This is a genomic window from Flavobacterium channae (assembly GCF_021172165.1).
Classification (GTDB): domain Bacteria; phylum Bacteroidota; class Bacteroidia; order Flavobacteriales; family Flavobacteriaceae; genus Flavobacterium; species Flavobacterium channae.
The window spans coordinates 1,880,676-1,895,487 of sequence record NZ_CP089096.1; the positions used below are offsets into that span (position 1 = coordinate 1,880,676).

18 protein-coding genes are annotated in these 14,812 nt (G+C 31.2%); 13 read left to right on the forward strand and 5 right to left on the reverse strand.

Annotation, left to right across the window (positions count from 1 at the left end; all coding sequences use genetic code 11):
* Nucleotide 1 precedes the first annotated feature (1 nt).
* The 4 genes from LOS89_RS08700 to LOS89_RS08715 all read left to right on the forward strand — a co-directional run bounded on the left by LOS89_RS08700 (nt 2) and on the right by LOS89_RS08715 (nt 3,862).
* Nucleotides 2–349, forward strand: a complete 348-nt coding sequence (locus LOS89_RS08700) for a DUF6686 family protein (RefSeq protein WP_309508542.1) — start codon at nt 2–4, stop codon at nt 347–349.
* A gap of 154 nt (nt 350–503) precedes the next feature.
* Nucleotides 504–2,702: a TonB-dependent siderophore receptor gene (locus LOS89_RS08705; protein ID WP_231834893.1), complete on the forward strand. Its 2,199-nt coding sequence runs from the start codon at nt 504–506 to the stop codon at nt 2,700–2,702.
* 21 nt (nt 2,703–2,723) lie between these two features.
* Complete coding sequence (locus LOS89_RS08710) at nt 2,724–3,275, forward strand: PepSY-associated TM helix domain-containing protein (protein ID WP_231834894.1); 552 nt, start codon at nt 2,724–2,726, stop codon at nt 3,273–3,275.
* Between the two features lie 128 nt (nt 3,276–3,403).
* Nucleotides 3,404–3,862, forward strand: a complete 459-nt coding sequence (locus tag LOS89_RS08715; protein ID WP_231834895.1) for an SRPBCC family protein — start codon at nt 3,404–3,406, stop codon at nt 3,860–3,862.
* 56 nt (nt 3,863–3,918) lie between these two features.
* Here LOS89_RS08715 and LOS89_RS08720 read toward each other — a convergent pair whose 3' ends face one another.
* Nucleotides 3,919–5,385 carry an aminoacyl-histidine dipeptidase gene (locus LOS89_RS08720; protein WP_231834896.1) on the reverse strand — a complete coding sequence of 489 codons (1,467 nt, stop codon included), beginning with the start codon at nt 5,383–5,385 and terminating at the stop codon, nt 3,919–3,921.
* A gap of 133 nt (nt 5,386–5,518) precedes the next feature.
* Between LOS89_RS08720 and LOS89_RS08725 the strand changes: the two genes are divergently transcribed.
* A complete protein-coding gene (locus LOS89_RS08725; protein WP_231834897.1) occupies nt 5,519–6,535 on the forward strand; it encodes a DUF3810 domain-containing protein in 1,017 nt (338 codons plus the stop codon).
* A gap of 1 nt (nt 6,536) precedes the next feature.
* Here the strand turns inward: LOS89_RS08725 and LOS89_RS08730 are convergent, their stop codons facing one another.
* Both LOS89_RS08730 and LOS89_RS08735 read right to left on the reverse strand, forming a co-directional pair.
* Entirely contained in the window at nt 6,537–7,079 is a 543-nt protein-coding gene (locus LOS89_RS08730; RefSeq protein WP_231834898.1) for a hypothetical protein, read from the reverse strand.
* Nucleotides 7,080–7,136: 57 nt separating this feature from the next.
* Nucleotides 7,137–8,441 (reverse strand): NAD(P)/FAD-dependent oxidoreductase, encoded by a 1,305-nt coding sequence (locus LOS89_RS08735; protein WP_231834899.1) that lies wholly within the window; start codon nt 8,439–8,441, stop codon nt 7,137–7,139.
* A 174-nt stretch (nt 8,442–8,615) separates the two neighbouring features.
* Between LOS89_RS08735 and LOS89_RS08740 the strand changes: the two genes are divergently transcribed.
* Genes LOS89_RS08740 through LOS89_RS08750 form a run of 3 tightly spaced genes read left to right on the forward strand, consistent with a single transcriptional unit; the run spans nt 8,616 to nt 10,609 of the window.
* A complete protein-coding gene (locus tag LOS89_RS08740; protein ID WP_231834900.1) occupies nt 8,616–9,110 on the forward strand; it encodes an RNA polymerase sigma factor in 495 nt (164 codons plus the stop codon).
* A 3-nt stretch (nt 9,111–9,113) separates the two neighbouring features.
* Complete coding sequence (locus tag LOS89_RS08745; protein WP_231834901.1) at nt 9,114–9,755, forward strand: DUF8845 family protein; 642 nt, start codon at nt 9,114–9,116, stop codon at nt 9,753–9,755.
* Nucleotides 9,755–10,609 (forward strand): TraB/GumN family protein, encoded by an 855-nt coding sequence (locus tag LOS89_RS08750; protein ID WP_231834902.1) that lies wholly within the window; start codon nt 9,755–9,757, stop codon nt 10,607–10,609. The genes LOS89_RS08745 and LOS89_RS08750 overlap by 1 nt, the downstream gene beginning before the upstream one ends.
* Nucleotides 10,610–10,638: 29 nt before the next feature.
* Here LOS89_RS08750 and LOS89_RS08755 read toward each other — a convergent pair whose 3' ends face one another.
* On the reverse strand, nt 10,639–11,448 hold the full coding sequence (locus tag LOS89_RS08755; protein ID WP_231834903.1) for a lysophospholipid acyltransferase family protein: 810 nt from the start codon (nt 11,446–11,448) through the stop codon (nt 10,639–10,641).
* Between the two features lie 105 nt (nt 11,449–11,553).
* Nucleotides 11,554–12,207, reverse strand: coding sequence for an NUDIX hydrolase (locus LOS89_RS08760; RefSeq protein ID WP_231834904.1), 654 nt, complete (start codon nt 12,205–12,207; stop codon nt 11,554–11,556).
* 69 nt (nt 12,208–12,276) lie between these two features.
* On the opposite strand from LOS89_RS08760, the gene LOS89_RS08765 reads away from it, so the two are divergent.
* The 5 genes from LOS89_RS08765 (at nt 12,277) to LOS89_RS08785 (ending at nt 14,807) form a co-directional block, all read left to right on the forward strand.
* Nucleotides 12,277–12,720 (forward strand): DUF4268 domain-containing protein, encoded by a 444-nt coding sequence (locus LOS89_RS08765; protein WP_231834905.1) that lies wholly within the window; start codon nt 12,277–12,279, stop codon nt 12,718–12,720.
* Between the two features lie 71 nt (nt 12,721–12,791).
* On the forward strand, nt 12,792–13,268 hold the full coding sequence (msrB, locus tag LOS89_RS08770; RefSeq protein ID WP_231834906.1) for a peptide-methionine (R)-S-oxide reductase MsrB: 477 nt from the start codon (nt 12,792–12,794) through the stop codon (nt 13,266–13,268).
* A 35-nt stretch (nt 13,269–13,303) separates the two neighbouring features.
* A complete protein-coding gene (locus tag LOS89_RS08775) occupies nt 13,304–13,666 on the forward strand; it encodes a DoxX family protein (RefSeq protein WP_231834907.1) in 363 nt (120 codons plus the stop codon).
* Complete coding sequence (locus LOS89_RS08780; RefSeq protein ID WP_231834908.1) at nt 13,657–14,145, forward strand: DinB family protein; 489 nt, start codon at nt 13,657–13,659, stop codon at nt 14,143–14,145. The genes LOS89_RS08775 and LOS89_RS08780 overlap by 10 nt, the downstream gene beginning before the upstream one ends.
* Entirely contained in the window at nt 14,133–14,807 is a 675-nt protein-coding gene (locus LOS89_RS08785) for an NRDE family protein (protein WP_231834909.1), read from the forward strand. The genes LOS89_RS08780 and LOS89_RS08785 overlap by 13 nt, the downstream gene beginning before the upstream one ends.
* The last annotated feature ends 5 nt before the right edge of the window (nt 14,808–14,812 follow it).

Sequence of the window (14,812 nt, forward strand, 5' to 3'; positions counted from 1 at the left end):
CATGTGTTGTAATTATTCTATTTTAAAACAAACTCAAAACGGGATGCTTGTTCTGTTGAAAGGATGCGGCAATTATCAATTGACATTCAACAATTTGAATTTTAGTCTTACAAAAGAAGAACTAGATGCTTTTAAAAGATATCTAAAGCAAATTGATGTTGATTATTGGGAAAAAGAATACAAACATTCTATTTATCAAAAGAAGATTCCCATTCCTACTTTACAAAACAACCTCATCATTCTCATCAATCGGTTTGAATTAAATGAATTATTATTTCTCATGAATACCAATGAAAGTGAAGAATCGCTAACCTACTACGATTTCAAAAACAATATCAATTGGAATTAACAACTATTAGAATCACTTCGGTGATTCTTTTTTTTATGATTCATTTTGAAATTCAATTCGTTATAAAATTTATTTAAAATAAATCTAAATAAACTTTGTGAATTCAATTTTAGACATTACTTTTGCGTCATTATTTTAATTAAATCTAAATAAGATGTCTAAAAACATTTTTAAAGCCATAGTATTACTGTCGTCACTACAGGCAGTATCTCAAGAAAACTTAAACGACGTTAGCGAAAACTATTTCACATTAAATGATTCTGTAAAAACATTAAAAGAAGTAGTAATCGAAGTTAAAAATGACAAAGGAAAATCTTCTGTTAACAGAGCTGGAATTAAAGAAAAAGATTTACCACAAGCTATTCAAGTAATCAATAGCGAAGTTATCCAACAACAACAATCTATTCGATTAAGCGATGTAGTTAAAAATGCAAATGGCGTATATGTTGGTTCAGCTCGTGGTGGCGCTCAAGAATCATTTTGGTCAAGAGGTTACGATATGTCTGCAAACAATATGTTTAAAAATGGATTCCGTTTTAATGGTGGTTCTATTCCTGAAGTATCTTCTTTAGACAAAGTAGAAATTTTAAAAGGGAGTTCTGCTTTATTATACGGAAATGTTGCTCCAGGTGGAATTATGAATATGGTAACAAAAACTCCAGATTTTAGAACTGGTGGCGAAATTACGATGCAAGTAGGAAGTTATAATTTCTACAAACCATCAGCTGATATTTATGGTACTTTTAATAAATCTATTGCTTACCGTTTTAATGGTTCTTATGAAAATTCTGAAAGCTTTAGAGATTATGTAACTAAAAATCGTTACTATGTAAATCCTTCTTTCTTATTTAAAGTTACTGATAAAACAGAAATTACAGTACAAGGAGATTACTTAAGTGACGATTGGACACCTGATTTTGGTACTGGTTCCATAGGAAAAGAAATTGCTGATGTACCAAGAAACGCTTACTTAGGAGCAAAATGGTCAAACGGAAATACAAAACAAGCAACAGCTTCAGTTTTAGTGAATCACGAATTTAACTCAAATTGGAAATTGAATTTCAATTCTTCTTTCCAAGATTACAACAGAGAATCTATTGGAACAGAACGTATTCAACCAGCTGCCAATGGCGATTGGAATCGTCCTTACGGAAGACAAAAAGCAGTTGAGAAAATTTTAGCTAATCAAATAAGTTTACAAGGTAACTTTAATACTGGTAAAATTAAACACCAATTATTTACTGGAATCGATACTGAAGTTTCGTATGCTGACGCTTACACATTTAGATTCTATGATCCTGCAACTGGTAATACTGTTACCACTTATGATAGTGTTAATATTTTTGACCCAAACTTATACAATTCGTCATTAGACGGACCAATTATGCCATCTGAAGTTACCAGAATTGTAAAAACAGAAACTACTCGTTTGGGAGTTTATGCTCAAGATTTAATTTCTTTTAGCGAAAAATTCAAAGCACTATTAGGAGTTCGTTACTCATACCAAGAAGCAAAACCTGTAACACATGCTGGTGGTACAGAAACAGAAGGAACTATTCGTAATGACAGAGCTTTTTCTCCAAAAGTGGGTTTAATATACCAACCTACAAAAACTATTACTTTATTCTCTAGTTATTCAAATTCATTTACACCAAATACAGGTGTTGATATTTACAACAATGCAATTAAACCATCTATTATTGACCAAATTGAAGGAGGTATTAAAAACGAATTCTTCAAAGGACAATTAACTACTAACGTAACGGTATACCAAATTGTAAACAGCAACTTGGCTCAAACTGCCGAATTTGATGCAAATGGTAATATCAATACCAACACAAATGTGAAAGCTTTAAGCGGTGAAACTACAAGTAAAGGTGTTGAGTTAGATGTAACGTACAGACCAATTGACGGTTTAAACATTATTGCAGGGTATAGCTATAACGATATGCGTTATACAAAAACAACAGGAGCAACAGGAAGTTTTATCGAAGGAGATCGTTTAGTAAGAACACCACAAAACACAGCTAACTTAAGTTTCTTTTATACAGTACAATCAGGTGTTTTAAAGAACCTATCTGTGGGAGCTATTGGAAACTACATTGGAGATCGTCTTGGAGGATGGAACAACCAAGTAAACCCAGCTTATCCTAACAACGTTTGGGATAGAGAAATTCCAGTAAACGGTTATACAACAATTGACGTTTCTTTAGGATATAGTTGGAGAGAATTTTCATTACTTTGCAAATTATCAAATATTACAAACGAGTTAAATTATACAATGCATGAGAATTACAGTATTAATCCAATTGCACCAAGACAAATTATGACTTCTTTGAAATATAAATTTTAATTTTATTTAGTTCTTAAACTCATGAAACAACAAAAATTAGTTAGAGATATTCACCGCGATTTCGGCTATTTCTATGTAGGATTAATCATTTCATTTGCTTTTTCTGGTATTTTAATGAATCACAGAGAAAATTGGCATCCTGAAAAATACACTGTTGAAACAAAAAACATTCAGGTACAACTTCCAGAAGAAAAAGACATCACTGAAGAATACGCTGAAAACCTTGGAAAACAATTGGGTATCGAAGATAAAATGCGTAGACATAATGTTAAAAAAGGAACATTCAAAATTTCATTTGAAAAACACGATGTAGAAATCGATATGAAAAGTGGAAAAGGTGAAATTGTAGCTTTCAACAAAACGCCTTTCATTAGCCAAACTATGAAGTTACACAAAAACACATCCAACTGGTGGATTTATTACTCTGACATTTTTGGAATTTCATTAATACTTATAGCCATCACAGGAACATTAATGGTTACTCATGGCAAACACACTTTTAAACGCCGAGGATGGAAACTTGCTCTCGCGGGTATAGTTTTCCCAATTTTAGTTTTATTTATACTGAGTTAATTATAGAAAGGTTCACGAATGTGAGCCTTTTTTATTTTAGTAAAACACTATCTATTTTCTTATATTTGAAATATATTAAAAATCACTATAGTTATATATTATAAATAACAATAACTAACTCTCAACCAATGAAAAAAATACAGTTTAAAAAAGAAATAAACGCTTCGGCACAAAAAGTGTACGAAACGATGCTTGGCTTAAAAAACAAAGCTTCTTACGAATATTGGACAGCAGCTTTCAACCCTACTTCTACTTACGAAGGCAGTTGGGACAATGGAAGTAAAATCCTTTTTGTAGGAACAGATGAAAACGGTAAAAAAGGCGGCATGATTTCGGAAATTGTGGCACACCAACCTGCTGAATTTGTTTCCATTCGCCATTATGGCTTTTTAGATGGTGATACTGAAATAACTACAGGCGAACAAGTTGAAAAATGGGCTGGTGGACACGAAAATTACAGCTTTCAAGAAAACAACGGTATTACTACTGTAACTGTAGAAATGGATAGCGTTGACGAATATTTGGACTACTTCAATAATACTTATCCGATAGCATTGGATAAATTAAAAGAAATTTCAGAACAATAGAAATAAAAAATCCCGATCTAACTCGGGATTTTATCTTTATTCTATGTTCTATTCTCTTATTTCTTAACCGGAATATTATCTAAAATTTCAATTACAAAATTCCAGAATTTCTGAGATGATTTAATCGATGCTCTTTCATCGGGGCTGTGTGCTCCGTGAATTGTTGGACCGAAAGAAATCATGTCCATATTTGGATAATTAGTTCCTAAAATCCCACATTCTAATCCAGCATGACACGCTACTACTTTTGGTTTCTCGCCGTTTTGTTTTTCGTAAATAGAAGTTAATACATCTAAGATTTCCGAATTTACATTTGGTGTCCAACCTGGGTAACTTCCCGAAAATTCAACTTCGCAACCAAACAATTCGTAAGCCGAACGCAAAGCATTTGCTAAATCAAATTTTGAACTTTCTACAGAAGAACGCGTTAAATTCTGAATCGAAATTTCGCCTTCTTTTACAATAACTCTTGCAATGTTATTTGATGTTTCAACCAAATCAGCCATATCTGCCGACATTCTATAAACACCATTGTGTGCAGCATAAATTGCTCGTAACAAACCTTCTTGAACACCTAAATCCATTACTTTCGCAGGAACTGTATCATTCTTAACAATTTCGATTGTTAAATTTGGCTCCATTGTTTTGAATTCTGCTTTAATTTCATTGATAACTTCTTGCATATCAAAAACAAAAGCTTCGTCATAAATAGCTGCAATAATTATTTTAGCAACACTTTCACGAGGAATAGCATTACGTAAACTTCCACCTGAAATTTCAGCAATTTGCAATCCAAAATTTTCAAATCCGTCAAATAATAAACGGTTCATAATTTTGTTTGCATTTCCTAATCCTTTGTGAATATCCATTCCAGAGTGACCTCCTTGTAAACCTTTTACGGTAATGGTATATCCTACAGAACCTTCTGGAGTTTCTTCTTCATTATAGCTTCTTGTTGCCGTTACATCTACTCCACCAGCACAACCGATATCAATTTCATCGTCTTCTTCTGTATCCATGTTCAACAAGATTTCACCTTGTAAAACACCTCCTTTTAAGTTTAAAGCACCTGTCATTCCAGTTTCTTCATCAATCGTAAACAAAGCTTCAATAGTAGGATGTTGTATGGTTGTAGATTCTAAAATTGCCATAATCATAGCAACTCCTAACCCATTATCGGCTCCAAGTGTTGTTCCTTTTGCACGAACCCAGTCACCATCTACATACATATCGATTCCTTGTGTGTCGAAATCAAAATTTGTATCGTTATTTTTTTGATGCACCATATCTAAATGTCCCTGTAAAACAACTGTTTTACGATTTTCCATTCCTGGTGTTGCTGGTTTGCGAATGATTACATTTCTAATTTCATCTTCAAACGTTTCCAATCCTAAACTTTTTCCAAAGTTTTTCATGAATTCAATTACACGATCTTCTTTTTTAGACGGACGCGGAACTGCGTTTAAATCGGCAAATTTATTCCAAAGCGGTTTTGGCTCTAGATTTCTAATTTCTTGACTCATTATATTTGTTTGCGGTTTTTTATTTGAACAACAAAGTTACAAAGTTTAATTGCTTTACAAATTGATTTGTGATTATATTTACGTTTTAATAAATTCCGTGAAGAGAAAGCATTTTTTACCCATCTTTTTAATTGTGCAAATCATAGTTGTAAAAACTATTGGTTTGTTTCCTGATGTTGTAGAAAACTGGTACAGCAGAGGTTTTTATCCAAAATTGGCTTTCATATCTAGAAAAGCCTTAGGTTGGTTACCTTTCTCATTTGGTGATGTTGTTTATTTTATTCTTATCCTATTTTTGATAAGATGGATTTGGAAACACCATATTGGCTTTTTTAAAGAATGGAAAAATAACGGATTGGCGATATTGAGTTGGGTTTCTGTGTTTTATTTTTTCTTTCATGTTCTTTGGGGAATGAACTATTACCGAATTCCGTTACACCAAAAATTACAAATTGAAAAAGAATATTCGGTAGAGCAATTACAAGCTTTTACTGAAAAAATGATTATTAAAACCAACGAATTGCAACTAAAAATTGCGAAAAACGATTCATTAGCCGTTGTAATTCCGTATACCGAAGAAAAAATCTATGATTTAGCCTTGAAAGGTTATGAAAAACTCCCAAACGATTTAAAAGAATTCCGTTACGAAGTAAAAAGCATTAAATCGTCATTATGGAGTTATCCATTGAGTTATATGGGATTTGGTGGTTATTTGAATCCGTTTACCAATGAAGCGCAAGTGAATCATTTAAAACCAAAATATACTTCACCGTTAACGACTTGTCACGAAATGGCGCATCAAACGGGAATTGGTAGCGAAAGTGAATGCAACTTTATTGGTTTTGTAACTGCTGCTAAAAACGACGATTTATATTTTCAATATTCGGCATACAGTTTTGCACTGCGCTATGCGTTGAATAATCTAGAAAATATCAAAGAAGGAAGTTCAGAACCTTATGTAGCAAAAATCAACAAAGGAGTTTTGAAAAACTTTGAAGAAAACAAAATCTTTTGGAAGCAATATCAAACACCTATCAATACTTTTTTTGAATATTTCTACGATAATTTCCTAAAAGCCAACCAACAAAAAGATGGCATGGAAGGTTATAGTAAGTTTGTGGGATTGGCGATTGGGTATGAGAAAATTTAATTTAACTCATAAAGTTACAATACTGCTTACTTATTTCCCATTTACCATTGATCCTTTTATATAAAATAAAACTTCCTCCTCCACAATTACTTCCGCAATGTGAGTGTGAAAAAACTAAACAATAACTATAATTTTTTAAAAAGATAGGAGACGAAATCGCTAAGTAACGACTTCCATATTTTTTTTGAAAAACTTTCCAACCATTTTCTAAATTTCCTTTAAAAATGTCAACCCAAACCTTATGATCTAAAATTTTTACATTTTCAAAATTAAAAACAGACCAATCAGATATAACAGGCTTTTTAATTTGTCCTAAAATTTGTTGAATTTCAAAACTATTAAAATTTAAAGTATCATTTTTCAAACCCTCTAAACAATGTTCATAAATTTCGGCTGGTTTTGAAATCAAAATTACTTCTCCATCATTATCTTCAAATTTAAAAAGTGATTTTATTTCTCGATTAAGTATTTCTTCTTGAGTTTCCTCTTTTTCAGTACAACCTACAAAAAATGAAATAATAAATAATAAAATAATATTTTTCATATCAAAAATTAAATATTAATAAACCACTGAACACTGTGACTGTGATTGAACACTAAACTATACTTCATCACTCGTAAAACTTACTTGATTTCTCTTTTTATACGGACGCATAATCAAACGCGCTTCCCTATCGAAACGAATATAATTATACACCCAGTTTAAGAACACAACTGCTTTACTCTTAAATCCGATTAAAGAAAACAAGTGCACAAACATCCAAACAAACCAAGCAAAAACACCACTAAATTTGAATTTTGGTAAATCGACAACGGCTTTATTTCTTCCAATGGTCGCCATTGAGCCTTTGTCTTTGTACTCAAAAGCTTTTGGCTCTTTTTTATTGATGATTTTGATTAAATTTTCAGCCAATAATCGTCCTTGTTGCATAGCAGGCTGCGCCATCATAGGATGTCCTTGAGGATATTCTTCTGTCATCATTACTGCAATATCGCCTATTGCAAAAATGTTGTTATAACCTTCAACTTGATTGTATGAATTAACTTTTATTCGATTAACACGAGCAATAAAACTATCTGATTTTAATCCGTGAGGCATTGCTCCTTGTACACCAGCTGTCCAAATAACAGTAGCGGCATCAAAAGTTAAATCGGAATTTGTAGTAACCGTTTTTCCATCGTAACCGGTAACACGAACATTTTTCCAAACACTAACACCAAGATTTAAAAGGAATTTTTCTGCTTTTTCTGAAGCATTTTCACTCATTGCATCTAAAACTCTATCACCGCTCTGAATAACGTTAATTTCCATTTTTCGAACATCTAAATCTGGATAATCTTTTGGCAAAATGGCTTTTTTCATTTCTGCTAAAGCACCTGCAAGCTCCACTCCTGTTGGTCCGGCACCTACAATCACAAAATTCATTAAACTATGACGTTCGTCAATATCATTCGTCAATAAAGCTTGTTCAAAATTCTCTAATATTAAACTACGAATGTTTAACGATTGAGGAATGGTTTTCATAGCCATACTATTTCGCTCAATTTCTTTATTGCCAAAATAATTGGTTTTTGAACCGGTTGCAATTACCAAATAATCGTATTTCAATTGGCCAATATCAGCATAAATGGTATTGTTTTCGGCATCAATTTCACGAACTTCAGCCAACCTAAAATAAAAATCTTTATATTCTTGGACTATTTTCCTTATAGGATAAGCAATAGAATCGGGTTCTAAACCGCCAGTTGCTACTTGATACATTAAAGGTTGAAAATTGTGATAATTGTGTTTATCTAATAATACAACTTGTACTTTTTTATTGCGAAGTTTTTTTGCTAATGATATTCCGGCAAAACCGCCACCAATGATAACGATTCTTGGGAAACTACTACGAGGTATGTTCATTGTTATTTTTCTAGTGTATCAAAGATAAGAAATTTCGAGTTCAAGTTCAATTCCAATAATCAACAAATTTTAATCATTTAAAAGAGTAAAAAGAGGTTTTGGAATTTGTTGTAGAACTGTTATTGATTTTTACTAAACTTGTAACAAATTGATTTGTTTAACTACTTATACAATATGAAATCAGAATCGGAAGCACTTTTTGTTAAGCAACTAAAAGAAAATCAGAATATAATCCACAAAATTTGTCGATTATATACTACTGATTCAGATTCGCATAACGATTTGTTCCAAGAAATTACCATACAATTATGGAAAGCATTCCCAAATTTTAGAGGTGATTCTAAATTTACTACTTGGGCTTACCGCGTTGGGTTAAACACCGCTATTACATTATATCGAAAAAAGAAAAAATCGCTAGATACGATTGAGTTTGACAGTACTTTTCATAAAGTAACTCAAGACGAATACAATTTTGAAGAAGAAGAAAAACTAAAGCTTTTATATAGTGCTATTAGTGAATTAAACGACATTGAAAAAGCATTGGTTTTCTTGTATTTAGAAGATAAAGATTATACGGAAATTTCAGAAACGTTAGGGATAAGTGAGGTTAATGCACGAGTAAAAATGAATCGTGTAAAAGGGAAATTAAAAAAAATATTAAATCCGTAACTTATGGATGAATTAGATTTATTAAAAAAAGATTGGAAAAAACAAGAAAGTTCGTTCCAACAAATAGGTGAAAAAGAGATTTACAGCATGCTACACAAAGGATCTTCTTCCATTGTGAAGTGGATTGCAGTTATTAGTGTTCTTGAACTTGTTTTATGGACATCCATTTCTCTTTTTACTGCTGATGAAGAATATTTCAAAACATTAAAAATGTATCATTTAGATACTGCAATGCCAATTATATCCGTAATTAATTATGGCGTAATATTCTTCTTCATCTATTTATTTTACAAAAACTACAAAGCAATAAATGCTACAGATACAGTAAAACAATTGATGCATAGTATTTTAAAAACCAGAAAAACAGTTAAATATTACGTTTGGTACAATTTAGCCATGACTGTTTTTTCTTTCATTTTGGTTTTTATTTTTCAGTTCATGTACGACCCAAACATCACTAAAATGGTAGAAAAAATGTCTCAAAATGTAGACACAAACATTTTCTATTGCATTATGTTTATGATATACGCTGTTATTATTGCTGTCTTTGTTGGACTTATTTGGTTGTTCTACCGCGTTTTATATGGAATTCTAATGAGACGCCTTCAAAAAAATTACGACGAACTTAAAAAAATTGACTACTAATGAAAAAAATTTTCATTTCACTTTTAACCTTATTAACAGGTTTATCATTTTCTCAAGAATTAGAAAAAAGTTTATTGTGGAAAATTTCAGGTAACGGATTAAAACAAGATTCTTATTTATATGGTACCATTCACATTACTTGTGATGCAACATTAGATGAAAACACATTAAAAGCACTAAAAGCAACAGAACAATTGTTTTTAGAACTTGATATGGATGACAAATCGATGCAAATGCAAATGATGAAACACATGATGATGAAAGATGGTGTTAAACTGTCTACTTTATTAAGTGCTGAAGATTTTAAAATTGTTGACGAATTTTTGAAAAAAAACATAAACATGTCGGCAAAAATGTTTGATAGTTTTAAACCTTTCATCATTACAACTATGCTTTATCCAAAAATGATTGATTGTTCTTTTCAATCTGTTGAAACAGAGTTAATGAAAATTACCAAAGAACAAAACGAGGAAGTTTTTGGCTTAGAAAGCGTTGAAGACCAAATGAAAGTTTTTGATAATATTCCGTATCAAACTCAAGCTGAAGAATTGCTTAAAACAGCAAAAGGTGACTTAACAAAAGATAAAGAAGAAATGCAAAAGATGATGGCAATCTATCAAAACAAAGACATCGAAGGCATGCTTAAAATGATGGACAATTCAGACAATAAAATTACTTCTGAAAATCAAGATGTTTTACTAAATAATCGTAACAAAAATTGGATTTCTAAAATGACTGAAGTTATGATGCAAAAACCAACATTCTTTGGCGTTGGCGCTGGTCATTTAGCAGGCGAAGAAGGCGTTATAAAACTTCTTAGAAAAAAAGGTTTCAAAGTAGAAGCAGTTAAATAAAAAAAGAGGCACTTGCCTCTTTTTTTTATTTAATATCTCCATTTTCTTTCAATATCTAATTTGGCTTGTTCCTCAAGCACTTCTGCTGGAATTACCTTTAATAAAGAAGGATGCTGTTCTATAGCAAATTCGATTTTTTCCACCAAACTTTCCACCGTTTCCGTATCATAATCAATTTCTAATGGTGGTTTAATTTCCATGCTTTGAAGAATTCCTTTCTTTTTAATAAACAATCCTTTTCTATCAAAAGAACGTCTAAAACCATCAATAACAATTGGAACTACAATAGGTCTATGTTGTAAAATAATATGTGCTGTTCCTTTTCTTACAGGTTTAAAAGAACGAGTGGTTCCTTGAGGAAAAGTAATAACCCAACCGTCTTCTAAAGCAATTTTAATGTTTTCTGTATCGTTTGGATTAACTTCTTTTTTCTCTGTTACATCCTTTCCTTTTGCTCGCCAAGTTCTTTCTACAGTGATAGCTCCCGCATAAGCTAAAATTCTAGGCAATAAACCTTCTTGCATGGTTTCTTTTGCTGCAACGTAATACAAGTTCAATTTCGGATTCCACAAATAACCAACATTCTTGATATTATCTTCTCTACCCTTAAGTGCGGCATTGAAAACATGAAACATAGCAACTACATCTGCAAAATACGTTTGATGATTGGAAATAAATAAAACATTGGTATCTGGCAAACTTCTTATGATTTCAGATCCATCAATATGCAAGCGATTAAAACCTCTATAACGCTTGTGTGTTAACGTTCCAGCGATTCTAATTAACCATTTTTTTAAAAACAATATATGTCCGAAAGGATTTCTTTTAAATAATCCCATAATTTTCATTTTTTTTACAAAACAAGAACGCAAAAGTAGTAAAATAGGTGACTTTAGAAAGAAAAAAAACTTAAAATCAACTTATTAACTATAAATTCAAACTTGTTAAAGTTTGCAACCATTTAAAACACTTTTTATGGTTTCTTTTAACTCGCTCATCATCATAGCAGTAGCTCCCCAAACCACATATTTATCCACCATAAATGCAGGTACTTCAATATCAGTCGCATACGAAGTCGACATTTTAACTTTTGTAATAGTCTTATCATCTAAGAAATCTGCTATTGAAAATTCCAAAACTCTTTTTACTTCGTCTAAATCTGGAATGAAATTCAATTCTTCATTGGAAATTCCCATAAAAGGCGCAACTAAAAAATTACTTGGTGGAATATAAATCTCGCTAAACGGTTTAATAATTTGTATTTTATCTGGATGAATCCCAACTTCTTCGTGTGTTTCCCTGAGAGCCGTTTCTTCTAAATTGGCATCATACTCTTCTACTTTGCCGCCAGGGAATCCAATTTGAGACGAGTGAACTCCTGGATAAGAGTTTCTTACTATCAAAGCCAAATGCGTGACTTCGTTTTTAGGATAAAAAAGCATTAAAACGGCTGCTTTTCTGGGATTTTTATCTAAATAATTTTCCTCTTTTAAATAAGAAATACGTTCTAAAGGTGCCATTTTTGCATGCGCATCCGTAGAAAGAAGGGTTTCTTTTTCTATCTTTGGAATATATTTTATAAAATCATTAAAAAGCATAAAGTTTGAATTTTGCAACCTTAAAGGTAGCTATTTTTTTCAAACAAACTAGAATTCTAAATTAATAATATGTTTAGTAAAGAAGAAGCGTTACAAATAAAAAAAGATTTTTGGATAGCATTTGCAAATGAGTATCCACGTAAATGGCTGTTATACAATACAAAAATTAAGGACGTAACTTTTAAATTTCATGTAGACAATAAAAAAGCACAAGTTTTATTAGATATAGAACCAAAAGACGAAGAAAAACGTAAGATATATTATGAGAAAGTAGAATCGTTGAAAACCATTCTTTACGAAGACTATATTGACGATGCTATTTTTGAAAGAAATTTTTATTTAGAAACAGGAAAAGTTATCAGTAGAATTTGGGTTGAGAAAACAGGAATTAGCATCAACAACAAAAATACTTGGCCTGAAATTTTCGACTTTTTCTATGAGAAAATGGATGCTTTTGAGCGTTTTTTCTATGAAAATGAAGATTATATTAAAGATTTGGAGATAAACACCTAATTCAAATATTTGTTAATTAGTTAACATTTTATTTGAAACCTAAAATTTAATTTTGATAAAAAATGTTAGCTATGAGGAAATTATTTTTATTATTAATCGTAATTGCTTTTCAATCTTGTCAATCGCAATCTAAAGAAAACAAACCTATGGACTCAAAATCTAAAAAAACAGATGCTGAATGGAAAGCAGAACTTACTCCTGAGCAATACGAAGTTTTAAGAAACAAAGGAACTGAAAGAGCTTTTACAGGCGAATATTGGGACCATTTTGAAAAAGGAAAATACGTTTGTGCTGCTTGTGGCAATGAACTTTTTAGCTCGGATACAAAATTCGACTCGCATTGTGGTTGGCCTTCATTTGACAAAGCAATAAAAGGTTCTGTTGTTTTTAAACAAGATTTAAGTTATGGAATGGTTCGTACTGAAGTTTTATGTTCTAAATGTGATGGTCATCTTGGTCATATTTTTGACGATGGCCCAAAAGAAACAACAGGACAACGCTATTGTATGAATTCGGTTTCAATAAAATTTATTCCTGAAGAAAAATAATCATGAAACGCTTATTGTTTTGGTTTATCAGAATCGTGCCAGCAATAATATTATTTCAAACCTTATTTTTTAAATTTTCAGCTGCACCTGAAAGTGTTGCTATATTTTCAAAATTAGGCATTGAACCTATTGGCAGAATTGGCACTGGAATTATCGAACTTGTGGCAGCCATATTATTAATAATTCCAAAAAAAAGTTTTTATGGTGCCTTTATTGGCTTTGGAACTATGGTTGGTGCAATTGCTTCTCATTTATTTATATTGGGAATTGAAACAAACAATGATAAAGGATTTTTATTTATATTAGCGTGCACAACAGCTCTATTTTGTTTAATAGTTCTTTATCAAGAGCGTGAGAAAATTAATTATTTAGTAAAAAAATTGTTTAGATGCTTATAATTTCGGTACAAAATAATTTAAAAGAAAATATCGAATTGCTTCGTCAACTTTCTCACGAAGAGTATACTTTTCAAAATTCTATTTTAAGCAACGCTACTATTGGAGAACACATTCGCCATATCATCGAATTGTTTGGATGCTTGTTAGACAATTACGATTATGGATTAATAAATTACGACAATAGAAATAGAGATATTCTTCTTCAAACCAATAAAAATGAAGCAATAACAGCTCTAGAAAAATATTTGAATCTAATTGACAAACCAAACAAAACCTTGTTATTAGAACAAAACTGTTTTGGTCCAAAAGAAGAAATCCAAACAAATTATTACAGAGAATTGGTTTATAACATTGAACATAGCATTCATCATCAAGCATTAATAAAAGTTGCTTTACATGGCTTGCAACATATAAAAACATCAAATTCATTTGGGATAGCACCTTCAACAATCGAATATCGAAAACAATGTGCACAGTAACTTATATTCCCACGTCTGAAGGTTGTATTATAACTTCTAACAGAGATGAAAAAACTACCCGAAAAAGAGCTATTCCTCCGCAAGAATATACAATTGAAGGAAAAAAAATCACTTTCCCTAAAGATCCAAATGCTGGCGGAACTTGGATTGCTCATGATTTGAATAAAATCATAGTACTTCTCAATGGCGCTCAAGAAAAACACATTTCAAAAAACAATTACAGAAAAAGTCGTGGTTTAATTGTTTTAGAATTGATGATTTCCGATACTACTTTAGACCATTGGAACACTATCGATTTAACCGATATTGAGCCTTTTACAATAGTATGTTTTGAAAACAACAATTTGATTCAATTACAATGGAATGAAGTTGAAAAAACACAGCAAGTTTTTGATGCTGAAAAACCACACATTTGGTCCTCTTCTACTCTATATTCAAAAGAAATACGATTACAAAGAGAAAATTGGTTTCATAGTTTTATGGTGAATAAAGCAAATCCATCTCCTGATGAAATTTTACATTTTCATCAATTTACAGAAGCTAAAAATAAGGAGTTTGGTTTGCAAATAAATAGAGATAATCTTTTAAAAACAATAAGCATAACACAATGTCAATTTTACGATAATTCAATCAAAATGAATTATTTAGATTTACTAGATTAAAATAA

Bases quoted from the DNA above. Each gene is read 5' to 3' on its own strand.
- LOS89_RS08700 (WP_309508542.1), top strand. From the start codon at position 2: ATGTGTTGTAATTATTCTATTTTAAAACAAACTCAAAACGGGATGCTT.
- LOS89_RS08705 (WP_231834893.1), top strand. From the start codon at position 504: ATGTCTAAAAACATTTTTAAAGCCATAGTATTACTGTCGTCACTACAG.
- LOS89_RS08710 (WP_231834894.1), top strand. From the start codon at position 2,724: ATGAAACAACAAAAATTAGTTAGAGATATTCACCGCGATTTCGGCTAT.
- LOS89_RS08715 (WP_231834895.1), top strand. From the start codon at position 3,404: ATGAAAAAAATACAGTTTAAAAAAGAAATAAACGCTTCGGCACAAAAA.
- LOS89_RS08720 (WP_231834896.1), bottom strand. From the start codon at position 5,385: ATGAGTCAAGAAATTAGAAATCTAGAGCCAAAACCGCTTTGGAATAAA.
- LOS89_RS08730 (WP_231834898.1), bottom strand. From the start codon at position 7,079: ATGAAAAATATTATTTTATTATTTATTATTTCATTTTTTGTAGGTTGT.
- LOS89_RS08735 (WP_231834899.1), bottom strand. From the start codon at position 8,441: ATGAACATACCTCGTAGTAGTTTCCCAAGAATCGTTATCATTGGTGGC.
- LOS89_RS08740 (WP_231834900.1), top strand. From the start codon at position 8,616: ATGAAATCAGAATCGGAAGCACTTTTTGTTAAGCAACTAAAAGAAAAT.
- LOS89_RS08745 (WP_231834901.1), top strand. From the start codon at position 9,114: ATGGATGAATTAGATTTATTAAAAAAAGATTGGAAAAAACAAGAAAGT.
- LOS89_RS08750 (WP_231834902.1), top strand. From the start codon at position 9,755: ATGAAAAAAATTTTCATTTCACTTTTAACCTTATTAACAGGTTTATCA.
- LOS89_RS08755 (WP_231834903.1), bottom strand. From the start codon at position 11,448: ATGGGATTATTTAAAAGAAATCCTTTCGGACATATATTGTTTTTAAAA.
- LOS89_RS08760 (WP_231834904.1), bottom strand. From the start codon at position 12,207: ATGCTTTTTAATGATTTTATAAAATATATTCCAAAGATAGAAAAAGAA.
- LOS89_RS08765 (WP_231834905.1), top strand. From the start codon at position 12,277: ATGTTTAGTAAAGAAGAAGCGTTACAAATAAAAAAAGATTTTTGGATA.
- msrB (WP_231834906.1), top strand. From the start codon at position 12,792: ATGAGGAAATTATTTTTATTATTAATCGTAATTGCTTTTCAATCTTGT.
- LOS89_RS08780 (WP_231834908.1), top strand. From the start codon at position 13,657: ATGCTTATAATTTCGGTACAAAATAATTTAAAAGAAAATATCGAATTG.
- LOS89_RS08785 (WP_231834909.1), top strand. From the start codon at position 14,133: ATGTGCACAGTAACTTATATTCCCACGTCTGAAGGTTGTATTATAACT.